Source organism: Flavobacterium zhairuonense (genome assembly GCF_004352915.1).
In the GTDB taxonomy this organism is placed as follows: domain Bacteria; phylum Bacteroidota; class Bacteroidia; order Flavobacteriales; family Flavobacteriaceae; genus Flavobacterium; species Flavobacterium zhairuonense.
In genome coordinates, this window is the sequence record NZ_SJSY01000074.1 from 75,024 (window position 1) to 91,815 (window position 16,792).

Below are 16,792 nucleotides of genomic sequence, written 5' to 3' on the forward strand. Positions count from 1 at the left end.
AATTAATAAGGTGTAGTTAGATTTTATTTAGTAAACGGCTTTCCAACCTTGTTTCTTCCAATATGCAATAATTGGTTTATAAGGACCGTATTTATGTTGTTCTTCTGAGAAATTATCCTGAAAAGGGCTATGCGAATAATCGATAGGTTTGCCCATTTTATTAGGATAATCAAATGTTTTTGGATTTGGTCTTGTATGCTGTGAATCGTCATTTACAAATGCTGCGATGTCAAGCGCTTCTTTGTCTGTAAGATAAGGTTTTCCTAAGGAAACTTTATCATAAGGCATATTGCTTTTTAGCCATTGTGCTTGTTTGATTACACGATGCATGCTTGAACCTGGCTGGTAACCGTACTCTCCCCAAAGAGGAGGGTAGGTGTAGCCTGATTTATCAGCATTATAAACACCTTCGCCATTATTTCCGTGGCATCTTGCACAGTTTTCGGCAAATAAAACTTTTCCTCTTTCTGGACTTGCGGCAACATCTGGAAATTCGATTTCTAGATTTTTTGCTCCTTTAAAATTACCATCTTTTGGCACAAATTTGCTGATCCATTTAAAATAAGATAAAAAAGCCACCATTTCTTTGCTGTCAAGCGGAAGAGGTTTTCCGGAATGCGGACGCATAATACAGTTATTTACACGTTCAGCAAGCGTTAATACTTTATTTTCTCGGCCTCTATACTGCGGATAATTATCGTGTGAAGACATTAAATTGAACGCATGAGGTTTTGTTCCTGCATCTTGATGGCAGTTCGTACAATTCATTTTGTTGCCTAAATATTTCCCATTTTTTCCATTTGGACCAATGTAATAAGCCGTTTTCATCATTAATTCCCTTCCATAGCGAACCGATTCTCCAAATTGGTCGTCTGGAATATCAGAAGTGTCAATTGTGATATAACCTTCATCTTCTTCTCCTTCTTCAGTTGTTTTTGAAGCCAAAGTTTGAGAATTTGATTTGGTACAAGAATTAAAAACAGCTATTGAAAATGCTGAAAAAAGTCCGATAAGAATTGTCTTTTTCATGGCTAGTATTTTTTAATTTAGAAGAAAAGGTTTCAGTTTTTCTTCGGGAATAAAGATGGTTCTGTATGGTGGAATTTCAGATTCTAAAGCCCACAACAAGACACCTTTTTTATTGGTTAAAACGGTAATATGTCTTTTAGAACAACAAACAAGAAGAAGATCTTTATTAATCATATAGGCGCTTCCCATTCTATCGTTGTATATATCTTTTGGTAATTTTATTTGGAAATCCAGATGTACTGAATTGTCTTTTTCATTTATTTTTAAAGTAAAAACCGATGATTGTTTTTTATCAACGCCATTATCAAAAAACAACAAACTTCCTTCTTGATTTATGTGTGCGGCATGCGCCTGAGAAAAATTTGTGTCTGGAGCCATTTTCATTGTGCCATCTTTTCCTAATTTCCAGATTACTTTTCCAGTTTTCGAGTTAATTTTCCAAATCTGCCCATTATTATAGAAAGAGATTAAGAAGTTTCCATCTGTATCGTAGCTCAAGCTGTTGGCGTGCGTCCAGTCTTTTTTAGTTTTTAGTAAATTTTTATCCTTAAACGGATCTAAATCATCAAAAACGCTCCATTTCCAAAGCTGTTTTCCTTTTCGATCCAAAATCTGAATTCCGTCGCCGTTGATTGTATCTTGTTTTTTTCCTCCAATGGAAGTCAAATCGATTATTTTTTGGTCAACCGTTAAAACCACAATTTCATTAGCCGATTTTTTTATGATTTCATGATGAATTGTTTGTTTTAAATCGCCTTGGCCTTTTTTAATATGTGTTAAAGTATCGCCTTGAATGTTGATTTCGAGAATTTCGCTTCCGTAGCTTGTCGGTTCGTCGTTTGTTCCTAAAATCGAAAGTATGGTTTGATCTTTAGTAAAATGCGCTACTTTAAATCCTGTTCCTTCAACGGTATAATACCATCTTAAATTTCCTTTGTAATCAACAATATAAGCGGTTCCAGGAGTTTCTCTTTTTGCCAAAAGCATAAAACCTTTTTTGAAATTTTCTGGTAATAATTCTGGTTTTGGGCAATTGGCTTTGAATTGTTTTTGAAGCCATTCCGGAAGTTTTCTTGATTTGAAAGTGTAGATTTTGCTTGGTTTTTTTTCACCGTTCTGAATCGTAACCAATTGATAACTGTAATTCGTTTCCGGACTGATATTGCACAGAACTAAAGAATGTTTAAGACCGTTTCTTGAAATAGGTGAAGTTATTTTGCTCGCGATTCCTTTTTTATCCGACCAATATTCTGCATATACCTGAACATTGTCCTTCGTAGTAACATCGATCTGAATTTTCAATTCGTTGTTGCTATGAGTCCCAATGCTAATATTTGTGATACCATTGCTCTGATTTTTGGAACAGCCTGCAAAAACAAGCAAAACCAAAATAAAACTCCATTTTAATACTATTTTTTTGATCATCTTAAAGGTTTTCTTTGTGAGACAGAAAAGTACTTTTTTTGTGTAAAAAATCAAGAATAGACAGACAATTTTAACTGTCTATTCTTGATTTAAAAATTTATTTATTGTCTGTCGGCATTGCTTAATTTCGGGTTAAGATCAACCTGACTTTGTGGATAAGTATAATACTTGTTTTGTGGCATTTTAACTAAAGCCGCTTCACCAACTCTAAGGTGATATGCATTTACAAGAACATCATATTTGTTCATTCTGATCAAGTCGGCGCGACGTTTTCCTTCGTAGAAAAGTTCCCAGCCTCTTTCTTGCAATATCGCATCTCTCAAAGTTTCTTTTGTCAGACCTGATAAAACCAATAATTTAGCGTGTGATCTTCCTTTTACCTGATTGATAAGATCAATTGCTTCCTGAGTTGGTCCGCTGATTTCATTCAGAGCTTCAGCTCTGCTTAGTAAAACATCAGCGTAACGTAAGATGTTTACACTATGACCGTCATAATACGTTGTAGTTTCATCGTCAGCATATTTTCTTGTCGAAACATCTGGCATGTAAAATTCACCAGCTGGCGGTTGAGCTCCCAATGATGGGGCTTGTTTATGAAGAAGATCATCAGTTCCCATAAATTCTGGGAAGAAACATTGTTTTCTTTCATCTTCATCGCCAAAAGTATTGTAGAAATCCCAGTTTACAGTATAATACTGCCATCTGTTTTGAACTATAGGGTGATCAATTGGGCCAAAGTGGTTTAGCAACTCAGTACCGTTTGTATTTGCATCACTAAGAGAAGAGAAAATATTCTCACTGCACCATTTGTTGCTTTCTTTGAATAAACCTAAATAAGATGGAAAAAGATGGTATTCATTTAAATCCATTACTTGCTGTGTAAGCGTTACAACTTTTTGCCAGTCGTGGCTACGCATATATAGTTTCGCCAACAAAGTAAGCGCAGCTCCTTTTGTTGCACGTTGAACATCATTTGTGCCGTAGATTGTCTCTTTTTTATAATTAACAGGCAATACAGCTGCAGCTTCAGTTAATTGCTTAACTAAAAAAGCATCAATTTCTTCAACAGATGTTGGAGGTGTCTGCTCTAAATAATTTGGATTAGCAAGATTTTCGTCGGTAATTAAAATAACAGGGCCCCAAGAATCTGTCAAATCCATATAAGCAGAAGCTCTCAAAAATTTAGCTTCAGCAATAAATTGCGCTTTTTCGGCATCAGTAATCGAAGTCATCTTGTTGATGTAAAAGATGGCATTGTTTGCATTTGAGACCAATTTATACATCGCATTCCAATCTTCTAAAAGTAAGCCATTTGTAGAGCTCCAAGTTCCTAAAGACAATTGTCCCGGGTCACCACCATATTGGCAGTGTCCTAAATCTGTTGCAATATCAGTCAGAGCAAAATGTCTCGTTGCCCAGTACGAAAAGTTATCGCCAACAGATGGTCCTTTTAGTCGGCCATAAATGGAATTAACAGCAGCAATCGCGTCAGATTTGGTTTGGTACCCATTGGTATTCGTTAAACTGCTGTATACCGTAGGATCTAAGTCCTCATTGCAGGAATATTGTAAACCAGCAGCAAGTAAAAGCAATAAGATTGTATATTTTTTCATTTTGATAAATTTAAATGTTACTGAAAAAGCTATTAATGAATTGCTATTTTAATTCCTAATATAAACGTTCTCGAAGCCGGGAAAGAGTTGAAATCAATTCCTCCACCAAGGTTTTGTGCCGTAGCTGTACCAGTATGCCCATTAATTTCAGGATCGTTTCCAGAATATTTTGTAATGGTCAATAAATTTTGACCTGTTGCATACAATCTGATAGTATCAATAAATTTTGTTGGTTTTAAGATACTTTCTGGAATAGAATATCCAATCGATAAATTTTTAAGACGCAAGTATGATGCATCTTCAACAAATTTTGAATTTACATAACTTCCGTATGAACTTTTGTAGTAACCATCTCTTGGAATATCAGTATTTTCATTTGTTCCAGCAACCCAACGATTCAAAGCATCTGTACTTGTGCTTGATTCACCAACCATTTTTGTCATGTTGTAAACGGAGTAGTCAAGAGCACCTTGGAAAAAGATATTTACATCAAAATTCCCGAATCTAAAATCATTATTGAAACCAACGATGTAATGTGGAGTAGAATTTCCTAAATAAGTTCTATCAGCAGCAGTTATTTTTCCGTCGCCATCTAAATCCGCATATTTTGGATCACCTGGTTTAGATAATGGTTGTGGAGCATAAACCTCTCCTGTTTTTACAACGCCTGCATATACAAATCCGTATAATAGCCCCATTTCTTTTCCTGGTTCAAGTCTTGTGAATTCACGACCAGAAACAGTTCCACTTGGATTAGAAGTATTATAACTGATAATTTTAACATTATCAGCAAGAGCAACAACTTCTTGTTTATTGTAAGCAAGATTTAAAGAGGTTCTCCAGTAGAATTTATCATTTCTGAAATTCTCGCTGCTTATTCCAAGCTCAATTCCTTTATTGTCAATTGTACCTGAGTTAAGTGTTTGAGTATTAAATCCCCACCATCCTCCAACTGGCACATTCAAAAGTGCGTCAGTTGTTCTCTTTTTGTAAACATCAATTGTAGCAGTAATTCTGTCGTTAAAGAATCCCATGTCCAAACCAATATTGGCTTGAGCTTGCTGTTCCCATTTCAAATCAGGATTTGCCAAGTTTTTAGGCTCGTTACCTCCTTCAAAAGAACCATCAGAAATAGTAGTATTCCAAGGCTGTAAAGTAGACATGTATGCATAATCAGCGATTCCGTCATTACCTGTAATACCATAACTAACTCTTAATTTTAAATCAGATAGCTTTTCAAAACTTTGCATAAATGACTCTTTTGAAATTCTCCATGCAACAGCTCCAGATGGAAAAGTACCGTATTTGTTATTTGGACCAAAACGAGAAGAACCATCACGTCTGATTGTAAATGAAGCTAAATATTTGTCGCCAAATGAATAGCCTAACCTTCCAAAATAAGAAGTAAGTTTTGTTTCTTGTTTTTGTGTTTCTGGTTTCAAGTAAACCGAAGCACTTTCAAGATTATAATAAGTCAAGATATCATTAGCAAAGCCAGAGCCAGACGCTTTCATTCTTTCGTAAGTATCTTTTTGGTTAGAAGTTCCAATCATTGCTGTGAAAGAATGTTGCTCTTTAATATTAAATTTATAAGTTAAATATTGTTCTGTACTCCATCTAAAATACGTTTTGTTTTCCTCAGATCCTGTTCCGTTTAGAGCGGCACCTGCCACAAGAGTTCTTGGAGTATATTTACCTTGGATATTTTCCTGCCATTCAGCACCTGCACCAAAATGATACGTTAAACCTTTAATGATTTCATAATCCATAAACATATTACCGTTTACTAATCTGTTGATGCTATGATCTGTAGGTTCTAGCAAAAGTGCCAAAGCATTGTCTTTTCCTTGATATTTATAGTAAGAGCCGTCAGCATTATAGATAGGAATTGAAGGTGGTGCAGTCTGGATTGAGAACATAGGAGACAAGATATTGTCGCCAAAATCACTATTATGTCCTTCGCTTGCAGCACCATAAACGTTTGCTCCAACAGTTACTTTTTCGGTAAATTTTTTCTCAGATCCAATACGAACACTGTATCTTGTGAAATCAGTATTTTCAACTGCTCCGGTTTGTTTTAAGTAATTTCCAGATAAGAAAAATTTAGATGTTTTATCGCTTCCGCTAAAAGTAAGTGTTCTGTTCAGCACTTCACCTGGACGCGTTGCAGCTTCAAACCAATTAGTATTGGCAATAGGAAAACTTGGAGGAAAAACCGCTGGCCTTCCGTTTTCAGCAGCAATAGCGTTTTGAATAGAAGCATATTGCTGTCCAGTCAATAAAGATGGCTCCTGAATAATATTTTGGAAACCGTCTGAAATCTCGCCTTCAATCTGCATTTTGCCTGATTTCCCTTTTTTAGTCGTAATCATGATAACTCCATTTCCTCCTCTTGAACCGTAAATTGCAGTAGAAGCGGCATCTTTAAGGATTTGGATGCTTTCAATATCATTCGGGCTGATTGATGCACCTGTACTTGTAATAAATCCGTCAACTACATATAAAGGTGCATTTGAAGTTGTAATAGAGTTTCCTCCTCTGACAACGATAGTTGGATTAGTTCCCGGAGCATAACTGTTTTGCTGTACTTGAACTCCCGAAGCACGTCCTTGCAGAGCCTGGCCAACATTGGCAACTGTACCGCCTAAGTTCAAATTGTCTTTGCCAACAGATGCTACAGCTCCAGTAAGGTCTTTTTTCTTTGCCTTTCCGTATCCAATTACAACTTCTTCTAATTTTTGTCCTGCTTCTTTCATGACAATTTTTAGAGAAGAGCTTCCAACTGATACTTCTTGATCTTCCATACCAATGTAAGTCACAATCAATTTTGTAACATTATCAGCTACAGTAATCGAGAAACTTCCGTCAACATCGGTCTGAACTCCTTTTGTAGTACCTTTTACCACAACATTTGCGCCCGGAAGAGGCAAACCATTCTGATCTGTTACTGTACCTTTTATGGTTTTCTCAAAAAATATTGAAGAATAATTTTTCTCAGAGGTATTTATTGATGAAACAGCCGAAGCTTGAAATGTAAATGCCAACAATGAAAGCAATGTTAGTTTAATTTCTTTACCGGATAAATTGTTAATCCGAAAATCTCTTGGCTTTTTTTGGGTTAATAATTTCATACGAAAATTGGTTTTGGTTAATGATTAATTTGTTTTTTGTTGTTTGTAGGTTTTAGACTTCTTTTTTGATTCGCAAATTCATTTTGTTTTTTTTTATTTGATTATCACTGTATCATTTTCTTGAAAAAAATCCATTAAATCTTTTAATAGAAAAACAGCTTATTCACTTCGTTTTTGATCATTTTTTAGGCTTCAAAATCATCAAAAAAATTACTGATTTAACTCAGTTTTGAGATTAATCTCTGACGAAACTATAGATTATATTTTTATAAAACAAGAAAAAACACAAAAAATGTGCTCGAACACACAAAATTTATGTTCTCGAGCACATAAAATTGTGCGATACATTTTTTTTACGCTAAAATGATGTGATATTTTTAAAATATTTCAGAAATTCGCAGGCATATAAAAATGTCTGTTTTTTGAATTATAAATGAGGTTTTTGAAAAAACTTGTGAATTTCGCAATTAGTGATTTAAAAATATATAAATTAAGCAGTGCTTTCTTATGGGTTTTAAGAGAGAGATTTTAGTTTTATCGACATGAAAATGAAACTTTTTTTCTTCTTTTTTTGGACTATATTAGACGCTATGAAAAAGGAATGGAAGGGAAGCCGAATTTGAAGTTGTTCCAGCTTTTTTTCAAAACCAAAAATTAACATTTTTTTTAGCTAAAATCATGAAAGAATATCAGGTAGTTTTAATCGATAAAAAATTAAGAAATGAAGGTGAAATTTCCGATTCATTTTTTTTAGAAAATGCAAATTGTCTTACCGATTTTGTATCACCTTGGAATAGAGATCCAATTTCTAAAGTTGAATTTCGTGCACTTTGGGATTTTGAAAATTTATATTTTAGTTTCAGAGTTTTTGATACTGATATTTATATTGATGAAAAAGATAATAGTGTTGACAGCATTGGAAATTCTGATCGCGTTGAATTGTTTTTTAGAGCAAATGATTCTTTGAATCCATATTATTGCCTGGAAATGGATACTTCGGCAAGATTGATGGATTTTGAGGCACGACCTGATAAAGTTTTCGATTTTGATTGGAAATGGCCAAAAGAAGATTTAAGCATAAATGCGTCAAAAGATGAAATCTCTTTCACGGTAAAAGGGAGTATCAGTATTAAATCGCTGAAAGAATTAAACTTGCTTCAAAATAATAAAATCGAAACAGGTGTTTTCAGGGCAAAATTCTCCAAAACTGAAAGTCAAAATTATGAACCAACTTGGATTTCCTGGGTAAACCCAAATACAGAAACGCCAAATTTCCATATCGCTTCTTCATTCGGAACGTTTATTTTGATGGAATAGCTTTTTTTGAGGTTCAAAGTTGCAAAGTTGCAAAGTCACAAAGTCACAAAGTCACAAAGTCACAAAGTTACAAAGTTGCTGACCTTTAGATCTTTGTCTCTTTGTCCCTTTGTCTCTTTGTATCTGTTAAAAAAAAATCATGAGACATAAAAAGAAGCGTTTTCAACATTAATAATGTCGATTGGCAGTAAAATCGTGTCAGGAATTTCTTTTCGGAATAAAAAGTGCTCGACTAATGTACTGACTCCCAGGTAAACTTGTCTTTTTTGATTTTGATGGATTAAAAAGTGCACCAATCCTTGGTTTAGGAAATTGACATTTTTTTCAAGCAAATCATAACCGATAAGTGCAATTTTTTTGCTTTTAGCTGAAGATAGCAATGAAGCAATTTGATACGCTTTTGAGGTAGTAATAAAAATCCCGGTTAAATCTGGATTTTCTTCTAAAAACGAAGCAAATTTCGTTTCGATGTTTGCGTTTTTCAGTTTCAAGGTGGTTATTGAATAGTCGTGAAGCTCTTTTTCTTCAAAGTAATTTCTAAAACCTTTTTCCTTTTCCTGCATGTGAACTGCATTTTTAAGGCTTTCGTCAATGTGGATAATGGCAATTTGGCCTTGACTTAAAATCAAATTCATTAAGCTGGCAGCAACGCGTCCACTTTTGTGAAGATCTTGTCCCACAAAACTTTTAATATATGAAGATTCGACTTCGTTGTTGAATGTGTTTATCATGACGCCTAATTCGTCATATTGTTTTATGATTTCAACCGTTTCTTTATGGAATAACGGCGTCAGCAAAACAGCATCTGGCGATTGAGCGATAATGTTTTCATTGACTTTTAAAAAGGATTTTGTGCTTTCAGGATTAAAATAATGAGTCTCAATAATCACATTATATGCTTTAAACTCGACTACAGCATCTTGAATTCCATTAACACAAGGAAGCCAGTAGGGATCGAATGCCGGATCTGGAAGTAACACGCAAATGCGATAAATTTTTGTGCTTTTTAAATTTCTGGCAATTAGATTGGGTTCGTAATCGATAACATTCAGAACCTCATTGATTTTCTCCAAGGCGGCAGGAGAAACCTTTCCTCTATTATGCAAAACACGGTCAACAGTTCCTTTTGAAACTCCGGCCATTTGAGCAATATCCTTAATCGTGTACTTTTTATCCATATAAGCAAATATAAAAACTTTGATTTAATAATCGGTAAAAATTTTCGCTATAATCCAATTGTGTGCTCGAGAACATAAAATTTGTGTGTTCGAGCACATTTTTTATTTTTTTCTTGTTTTATCAAAATATAATATATAGTTTCGTAAAATCAAAACCTAAAAAAGAAAAGAAAATTAATAACCAATAAACATTTTAAATTATTGATTTTTAATGTTTTAATGTAAAGTTTTTACATGAGAAAAATTACTTCATTAGCCCCGGGCCGTACCTGTCTCTTTGGAGACCATCAGGACTATTTAGGATTGCCTGTTATAGCCTGCGCGATAGACCGAAGCATAAAGCTTACAGCAGAGCAAAATAATACCAACACATTTGTTATTAATATGACTGATATCAATGAAGTTCGTGTCATTGATATTAATGCTTCTTTTGAGAAATTGGAACCACGCGATTATTTCGCCTCGTCCTTGCGCGTTTTGCGCAGACATGGCTGTGTGCCTACATGTGGTTATGACATTACAATCACAGGAGATATTCCAATAAATTCAGGAACATCAAGCTCATCTGCATTATTAATGGCTTGGATTCGCTTTTTAATCGAAGCTTTTGGAGTTGATAATGAAGTAACACCAGAATTTATCGCCAAAATGGGATATGCATCTGAAGTTTTAGAACATGGCGAACCTGGCGGTATGATGGATCATTTCAGTATTGGTGTTGGAAATATCGTTTATATTAACACGAAAGATCCCTTTTCGTACCGTTGCATCGGAACAGAATTAAAAGGTTTGATTACTGGAGTTTCAGGAGTGCCTAAAGAAACCATCGGATTAATTGGTGAATTGAAAGGAAATGCGTTAATGGCAATTGATCTTGTAAAACAAAATTACCCTGATTTTGATTTGAATGCTTCTGAAATTGAAGATATTGGGAAATACAAAAATTGTCTTCCAGATCGTTTGATTCCGTTTTTTGAAGCAGCTCTAAAAAATTATCATTATACCAAAGAAGCTTTAAAAGAGTTTGAAAAACCAGTTTTAAATCTTGAAAAGATTGGTTTTTGGATGAATCAACATCATGAAGTCTTGCGTGATTTGTTGAAAATTACCGTTCCTAGAATTGATGATATGATAAATGCGGCTTTGCGCGCTGGTGCGTACGGTGCTAAAATTGTTGGTTCCGGCGGTGGTGGCAGCATTGTGGTGATAGTAGATCCTAAAAAAGAAGCTTTGGTGATTGAAGCAATTTTGAACGCAGGCGCACAAGAAGCTTATGGCGTAACGGTTGATCCTGGTGTCAGAATTATTGAAAATATTGAAATTTAGAAAAACAGATATGCACAACAATTTAGTTATTCTAGCGGGCGGAGCATCGTCTCGCATGAAAAAAGAAGCTATTGCAGATAATTTGTCTGCAGAAGAAATCGCTCAGGCAAATGAAAGAAGCAAAGGCTTGATTGGAGTAGGCTCAACCGGAAGGCCTTTGTTGGATTACCTGTTGTTGAATGCAAAAAAAGCAGGCTACGAAAACATTTATATCATTATAGGAGAGCAGGGAGAATTGTTCAAGGAATTTTACGGAAATCATGATGCCGATAATGATTTTCATGGCCTCAACATTTCATTTGCTGTACAATATATTCCAGAGGGAAGAACAAAACCTTTTGGTACAGCAGATGCTTTGTTTCAGGCAGTTGAGCAATATCCAGAGCTCAATGGAATGGAGTATTCAGTTTGCAATAGTGATAATTTGTATTCTGTTGCAGCTTTATTGGCGTTAAGAAAAACAGAAAGCCCTAATGCATTTATAAGTTATGATCGTGATGCTTTAGAATTTCCATCGGAACGAATTTCGCGTTTTGCGATTGCAAAATTAGATGAAAATAATCAGTTGCTCGATATTTTAGAAAAACCGTCTGCAAATGATTTGCAAAATTACAAGGATAAGGAAGGAAAAATCAGAGTAAGTATGAATGCTTTTAAGTTTACAGGAAGCACTTTGTATCTGCATCTCAAAAATTGTCCTGTAAATCCAGAAAGAGATGAAAAGGAGCTGCCAACGGTTCTTTTGAATGCTGTAAAAGCAAGCCCAAATACTACAATCGGAATCCCATTTTCTGAGCATGTGCCTGATTTGACGGCCAAAGAAGATATTGCAGACGTAAAAGAATATCTTAAAAAACACTATCCAATACTTGATTGGATGTCATAATAAATAGTAACAAAAACTTCATTTCTATTTTAGGATAACCATCATTTATTGCATTAATTTTGGTTTTGCAAAAAAAATGCATACATTTGCACAAAATATGCAAACAGATAAATTTAGTGTTGATTCTAAATTAGATTCAAAAAACAAAAAAATCTATTAACAATCAACCCAAAGTATTATGTCAAACATTGAAAATGTCATACCAGCAATAAAAAGGAATTCAATTATTCCGATGGTTATCTTGACTGCATTATTTTTTATTCTCGGATTTGTAACCTGGCTAAATGGGCCATTGATTCCGTTTTTTGAATTGGCTTGCGAACTGTCATCGTCTCAGGCCTATTTCGTGACGTTCGCTTTTTATATTGCTTATTTTGTTATGGCAGTGCCATCATCGTGGGTAATTGAGAAAGTAGGTTATAAAAATGGAATTTCGCTCGGATTGCTCATCATTGCTTTAGGTGCATTTTTGTTTTATCCAGCAGCCGAAAGCCGTACTTTTTTATTGTTCTTAATTGCACTTTTTGTTATGGGAACAGGTTTGGCTATTTTACAAACAGCTTCAAATCCGTATGTAGTTGTAATTGGCCCGCGTGAAAGCGCCGCTGCGAGAATAAGTGTTTTAGGAATTGCTAATAAATTGGCTGGATTTGTAGCTCCAATTGTGTTGACAGCTTTAGTTTTGTCTAATATGCAGGAGTTTACGGCAGATAAAATTGCCATGTTGGATTCGGTTTCAAAATCAAATGCATTGAATTCTCTTGCATTACAATTGCAAAGGCCTTATCTTTATATGGGATTGATTATAATGGTGTTAGCTCTATTTGTGAAGCTTTCGCCACTTCCAGAAATTGATTTGGATGAAGATGGAAATGTGGAGCATCTGAGTGTTTTTAAACAAGTTAAAAATGCTTTCAAGCGACCTCAATTGGTTTTTGGAGTTATTACTTTAATGCTTTATATCTCTGCAGAAGTTTTGGCAGGAGATTCGATTGGAGGTTTTGGAAAACAATTAGGGGTTTATGGTGATGAAGGCAATTTTTATCTCAAATTAACTTCTTTTACGATGTCGGCAATGGTTATCGGATATATTTTAGGAATAACATTGATTCCGAAACACCTTTCGCAAGCAACGGCTTTGCAAGGATCTGGAGTCTTAGGAATTATTCTTGTTCTGGCAATTGTTGTGATTTCGCCTAAAATAATGATGCAGCTTCCTGGAATTCCAGCTTTGCCAGTTGTGATTCTTTTAGTAGCCTTATTGGGTTTGGCAAATGCACTTTGCTGGCCGGCAATTTGGCCAATGGCGCTACAAGATTTGGGCGGATATACTAAAATAGGAAGTGCCATTTTGATTATGGGGATTATTGGCGGTGCCATTTTCCCGCTGTTCTATGGTTTGATTACCGAAACTATTAATGAGTCAAATATTGCAGCCGGTACGCAGGCAACTTCAAGAAGTGGCAATCAGCTGGCGTATTTAATGCTTTTGCCATCATACGTAATGATTCTTTTTTACGCAGTAAAAGGACATAAATACCGACGATGGTAAATAAATGAGAAACTAAATAAAAAACTATATCATGTTAAAAAGTAAAATCGACAAAGCAACAGGATTCGAAAAACGATTCGAAAACATCAATACGGTTGTTTTTGAAAATTCTTCAGAAGCTTCAAAAGAAGTAGCACAGGAAATTGCGGCTCTAATTAGAGAAAAACAAAAAGAAAATAAACTTTGTGTTTTAGGGCTTGCAACGGGATCTTCTCCAAAAGGTTTGTATGCTGAATTGGTTCGTCTTCATAAAGAAGAAGGTTTGAGTTTCAAAAACGTAGTAAGTTTTAACTTGGATGAATATTATCCGATGGAACCAAACTCAATCAACAGTTATGTTCGTTTTATGAAAGAATTACTGTTTGATCATGTCGATATTTTACCTGAAAACGCTCATGTTCCAGACGGGCTTTTGACAAAGGAGCAAATTGCAGATTACTGCCACGAATATGAAGCTAAAATCGAAGCTTTAGGTGGAATCGATTTGCAGGTTCTTGGAATTGGAGGAAACGGACACATTGGTTTTAACGAGTCTGGTTCGCTTCAAAACTCGAAAACACGTTTAGTAGCTTTAGATCATATTACTAGAGTTGCCGCAAGCAAAGATTTCTTCGGATTAAATAATACGCCAAGAACAGCAATCACGCTTGGAGTGAAAAAAATCATGGAAGCCAAAAGAGTGATTTTATTGGCTTGGGGAGAAGGAAAAGCAAATATTGTAAAGAAATCTGTTGAAGATGAAGTTACAAATAGAGTTCCAGCTTCGTTTTTGCAAGAACATGATAATGCTGTTTTTATTTTAGATAAAGAAGCTTCTTCGAAATTAACAAGAATCAACAAGCCTTGGTTGGTTGAGAAAATTGTTTGGACAGACAAATTAACTCGTAAAGCAGTTTTGGGATTGGCATTAGATCTTAAAAAGCCAATTTTAATGCTTACTGATGCTGATTATATCGAAAACGGTATGAGTGATTTATTGGCAGATTCAGGCCCAGCTTATGATACTAACATTAAGATATTTAATAAATTACAAAATACAATTACAGGTTGGCCAGGTGGAAAACCAAATTCAGATGATGCAAATCGTCCAGAAAGAGCAGAACCAGCTAAAAAACGTGTATTGATTTTCAGCCCGCACCCTGATGATGACATTATCAGTATGGGAGGAACTTTCATGCGCCTTCAAGAGCAAGGGCATGAAGTGCACGTGGCGTACCAAACATCAGGAAATATTGCAGTTGCTGATGATGAAGCATTGCGTTTTGCAAGATTCGTAATTGATTACAACGAGAAATTCGGAATCAAAAGCGAAGAGGCAGATAGCATCTACAAAAAAGCAGAAGCATTTTTGCAGAACAAAAAGAACAGCGAAATTGATATTCCAGAAGTTCGTTACATTAAAGGTTTGATTAGAAAAGGTGAGGCAAGAGCGACAAGTTATTTTGTTGGTCTTCCAGATTCACAGATTCACTTTATGGAATTGCCTTTCTACGAAACAGGAACAATTGAGAAAAAACCAATTGGCCCAGAAGATATTCAGTTGACAGTTGATTTAATTGAGAAAATTAAGCCACACCAAATTTACGCAGCTGGAGATCTAGCAGATCCGCATGGAACGCATAAAGTTTGTTTGGATGCGATTTTTGAAGCGGTTAAAGTTTTAAAACCAAAAGAATTCATGAACGACTGCTGGTTATGGTTGTACCGTGGCGCTTGGCAAGAATGGGGAATTGACGAAGTCGAAATGGCAGTACCAATGAGCCCGGACCAAGTTTTAGCAAAACGTCATGGAATCTTCAAACATCAATCTCAAAAAGATGGAGTTGTTTTCCAAGGAACAGACGCAAGAGAGTTCTGGCAGAGAGCCGAAGATAGAAACCGCGAAACAGCAGAATTATACCATCAGTTAGGTTTGGCAACTTATGCTGCAATGGAAGCTTTCGTGAGATGGCATTACTAAAAAAGGTTCTGAGATGCTAAGTTGCTAAGGTTCTAAGTTTTTTAGGAATTAGTAATAAAGCCTTAAACAATAATTTTGAAGCAGGAAGAGAGAACTAATTATGTTCTTTTTTCTTGCTTCTTTTTTTAAAAGATGCTGAGTCGCTATCCCGAGGCTTCGGGACTAAGTTTTTTCGTTTCTGAATTAAATAATCTGTGGAAATCTGTGTAATCTGTGGCAAATAAATAATAGCTTTGCATACAATTGAAGCAAGAAGAAAGATAAGTCTTTCCTCTTGCTTCTTTCTTCTTAAAAACTATGGATCAAGATAAAAAACAACTCATAAAATTAGCTCATACCAAAATGCCTTTCGGGAAGTACGAAGGAAAATATTTGATTGATTTACCTGAATACTATGTCGTTTGGTATCATAATAAAGGATTTCCAAAAGGAGAATTGGGACAGCAACTTCAATTGATTTATGAGTTAAAATTGAATGGATTGGAGGAATTAATTCGAAATATTAAGAAGCAATATCCGAAACCAATAAAATAAGATTCCGTCTGTTGCAAAAATATCTTTTTTATAAATGATGTAAGTTTTTGCTTGTTTTTTCATGTATATTTGAATGAAAAACATGAAAATTATGTACAATAATAAATCAAAAGTTGATTTAAATTTAATTCATTGGTTAGCAGTTTTTATTTTCTTTTTTGTTCAGAATGGTTTTTCGCAAACAAAAGAAGCGGATGAATTAATGGCTAAAGGCGAAAAAGCTTTTTCTGAAAACAATTTTCTGCTAGCTAAAGAAATCTATACTAAAGTAACAAATGTAATTCCGAATGATAAAAATGGTTGGTACAATCTTGGTGCTTCTGAATTAGAATTAGGAGATAATGAAAAATGCCTGCGAACATTTCTATCAAGCGTATTTGCGAGGTGATGGAGAGGCATTGCAATTGATCAAAACGAATTGCCCTAATTTTAGGAATGGATCAGTAATGTCATTAAATGATGTTGAAGAAAAACCGAAATTTATCTATAACGGAAAAGAATATTTGCTTTTTGAAAAAAATCAGATAAATCCAAAATACATTAATTTTTTAAGAGGAGAACTTAAGAAATCAAGAATCATAAGTGACAAAGCAATTGGGCGAAATACGTATGTTCATTTCAGTATTACCAATGCTGATAGCTTAAATGTAAAAATAGTAAATGTTACGGGAGATCAAAAAGATGCAGGAATTATAAAACAAGAAATTATCTCAATTTTTACTAAATCATTCACTTATATCTCAGCTAAAAATAAGGGGGTTAATGTTGAATTATGGGAGAAATGGTCGCTTCCAATCACTTTTTAGGAGAGTTTGACTTAAGATGAATTGCATATTGGAGT

13 protein-coding genes are annotated in these 16,792 nt (G+C 34.8%); 8 read left to right on the forward strand and 5 right to left on the reverse strand.

Annotation, left to right across the window (positions count from 1 at the left end; all coding sequences use genetic code 11):
• Positions 1 to 27: 27 nt before the first annotated feature.
• The 4 genes from EYY60_RS14650 to EYY60_RS14665 form a co-directional block, all read right to left on the reverse strand.
• A complete protein-coding gene (locus tag EYY60_RS14650) occupies positions 28 to 1,029 on the reverse strand; it encodes a c-type cytochrome (protein ID WP_132990070.1) in 1,002 nt (333 codons plus the stop codon).
• Between the two features lie 12 nt (positions 1,030 to 1,041).
• Positions 1,042 to 2,454 (reverse strand): aryl-sulfate sulfotransferase, encoded by a 1,413-nt coding sequence (locus EYY60_RS14655; protein WP_132990071.1) that lies wholly within the window; start codon positions 2,452 to 2,454, stop codon positions 1,042 to 1,044.
• Between the two features lie 101 nt (positions 2,455 to 2,555).
• On the reverse strand, positions 2,556 to 4,067 hold the full coding sequence (locus EYY60_RS14660) for a RagB/SusD family nutrient uptake outer membrane protein (RefSeq protein WP_132990072.1): 1,512 nt from the start codon (positions 4,065 to 4,067) through the stop codon (positions 2,556 to 2,558).
• A gap of 32 nt (positions 4,068 to 4,099) precedes the next feature.
• Positions 4,100 to 7,198, reverse strand: coding sequence for a SusC/RagA family TonB-linked outer membrane protein (locus EYY60_RS14665; protein WP_132990073.1), 3,099 nt, complete (start codon positions 7,196 to 7,198; stop codon positions 4,100 to 4,102).
• Between the two features lie 678 nt (positions 7,199 to 7,876).
• On the opposite strand from EYY60_RS14665, the gene EYY60_RS14670 reads away from it, so the two are divergent.
• Positions 7,877 to 8,515 carry a carbohydrate-binding family 9-like protein gene (locus EYY60_RS14670; protein WP_132990074.1) on the forward strand — a complete coding sequence of 213 codons (639 nt, stop codon included), beginning with the start codon at positions 7,877 to 7,879 and terminating at the stop codon, positions 8,513 to 8,515.
• A gap of 137 nt (positions 8,516 to 8,652) precedes the next feature.
• On the opposite strand, the gene EYY60_RS14675 is transcribed toward EYY60_RS14670, so the two are convergent.
• Complete coding sequence (locus EYY60_RS14675) at positions 8,653 to 9,693, reverse strand: LacI family DNA-binding transcriptional regulator (RefSeq protein ID WP_132990075.1); 1,041 nt, start codon at positions 9,691 to 9,693, stop codon at positions 8,653 to 8,655.
• Positions 9,694 to 9,927: 234 nt separating this feature from the next.
• Between EYY60_RS14675 and EYY60_RS14680 the strand changes: the two genes are divergently transcribed.
• The 7 genes from EYY60_RS14680 to EYY60_RS14710 all read left to right on the forward strand — a co-directional run bounded on the left by EYY60_RS14680 (position 9,928) and on the right by EYY60_RS14710 (position 16,757).
• Positions 9,928 to 11,019 (forward strand): mevalonate kinase family protein, encoded by a 1,092-nt coding sequence (locus EYY60_RS14680; protein WP_132990076.1) that lies wholly within the window; start codon positions 9,928 to 9,930, stop codon positions 11,017 to 11,019.
• 10 nt (positions 11,020 to 11,029) lie between these two features.
• Positions 11,030 to 11,905 (forward strand): sugar phosphate nucleotidyltransferase, encoded by an 876-nt coding sequence (locus EYY60_RS14685; protein WP_132990077.1) that lies wholly within the window; start codon positions 11,030 to 11,032, stop codon positions 11,903 to 11,905.
• Between the two features lie 178 nt (positions 11,906 to 12,083).
• The gene (locus EYY60_RS14690; RefSeq protein ID WP_162847890.1) at positions 12,084 to 13,457 is read left to right on the forward strand and encodes a sugar MFS transporter; all 1,374 of its coding nucleotides are present in this window, start codon (positions 12,084 to 12,086) and stop codon (positions 13,455 to 13,457) included.
• 31 nt (positions 13,458 to 13,488) lie between these two features.
• Positions 13,489 to 15,417, forward strand: coding sequence for a glucosamine-6-phosphate deaminase (gene nagB / locus EYY60_RS14695; protein ID WP_132990078.1), 1,929 nt, complete (start codon positions 13,489 to 13,491; stop codon positions 15,415 to 15,417).
• Positions 15,418 to 15,714: 297 nt separating this feature from the next.
• Positions 15,715 to 15,951 carry a DUF3820 family protein gene (locus tag EYY60_RS14700; protein ID WP_026729140.1) on the forward strand — a complete coding sequence of 79 codons (237 nt, stop codon included), beginning with the start codon at positions 15,715 to 15,717 and terminating at the stop codon, positions 15,949 to 15,951.
• Between the two features lie 73 nt (positions 15,952 to 16,024).
• Entirely contained in the window at positions 16,025 to 16,339 is a 315-nt protein-coding gene (locus tag EYY60_RS14705; RefSeq protein ID WP_132990079.1) for a hypothetical protein, read from the forward strand.
• Positions 16,293 to 16,757: a hypothetical protein gene (locus EYY60_RS14710; protein WP_132990080.1), complete on the forward strand. Its 465-nt coding sequence runs from the start codon at positions 16,293 to 16,295 to the stop codon at positions 16,755 to 16,757. Before EYY60_RS14705 ends, EYY60_RS14710 begins: the two co-directional genes overlap by 47 nt.
• Positions 16,758 to 16,792: the final 35 nt, after the last annotated feature.

Bases quoted from the DNA above. Each gene is read 5' to 3' on its own strand.
- EYY60_RS14705 (WP_132990079.1), top strand. From the start codon at position 16,025: ATGAAAAACATGAAAATTATGTACAATAATAAATCAAAAGTTGATTTA.
- EYY60_RS14700 (WP_026729140.1), top strand. From the start codon at position 15,715: ATGGATCAAGATAAAAAACAACTCATAAAATTAGCTCATACCAAAATG.
- EYY60_RS14680 (WP_132990076.1), top strand. From the start codon at position 9,928: ATGAGAAAAATTACTTCATTAGCCCCGGGCCGTACCTGTCTCTTTGGA.
- EYY60_RS14650 (WP_132990070.1), bottom strand. From the start codon at position 1,029: ATGAAAAAGACAATTCTTATCGGACTTTTTTCAGCATTTTCAATAGCT.
- EYY60_RS14670 (WP_132990074.1), top strand. From the start codon at position 7,877: ATGAAAGAATATCAGGTAGTTTTAATCGATAAAAAATTAAGAAATGAA.
- EYY60_RS14660 (WP_132990072.1), bottom strand. From the start codon at position 4,067: ATGAAAAAATATACAATCTTATTGCTTTTACTTGCTGCTGGTTTACAA.
- EYY60_RS14710 (WP_132990080.1), top strand. From the start codon at position 16,293: ATGAAAAATGCCTGCGAACATTTCTATCAAGCGTATTTGCGAGGTGAT.
- EYY60_RS14665 (WP_132990073.1), bottom strand. From the start codon at position 7,198: ATGAAATTATTAACCCAAAAAAAGCCAAGAGATTTTCGGATTAACAAT.
- EYY60_RS14690 (WP_162847890.1), top strand. From the start codon at position 12,084: ATGTCAAACATTGAAAATGTCATACCAGCAATAAAAAGGAATTCAATT.
- EYY60_RS14675 (WP_132990075.1), bottom strand. From the start codon at position 9,693: ATGGATAAAAAGTACACGATTAAGGATATTGCTCAAATGGCCGGAGTT.
- EYY60_RS14685 (WP_132990077.1), top strand. From the start codon at position 11,030: ATGCACAACAATTTAGTTATTCTAGCGGGCGGAGCATCGTCTCGCATG.
- EYY60_RS14655 (WP_132990071.1), bottom strand. From the start codon at position 2,454: ATGATCAAAAAAATAGTATTAAAATGGAGTTTTATTTTGGTTTTGCTT.
- nagB (WP_132990078.1), top strand. From the start codon at position 13,489: ATGTTAAAAAGTAAAATCGACAAAGCAACAGGATTCGAAAAACGATTC.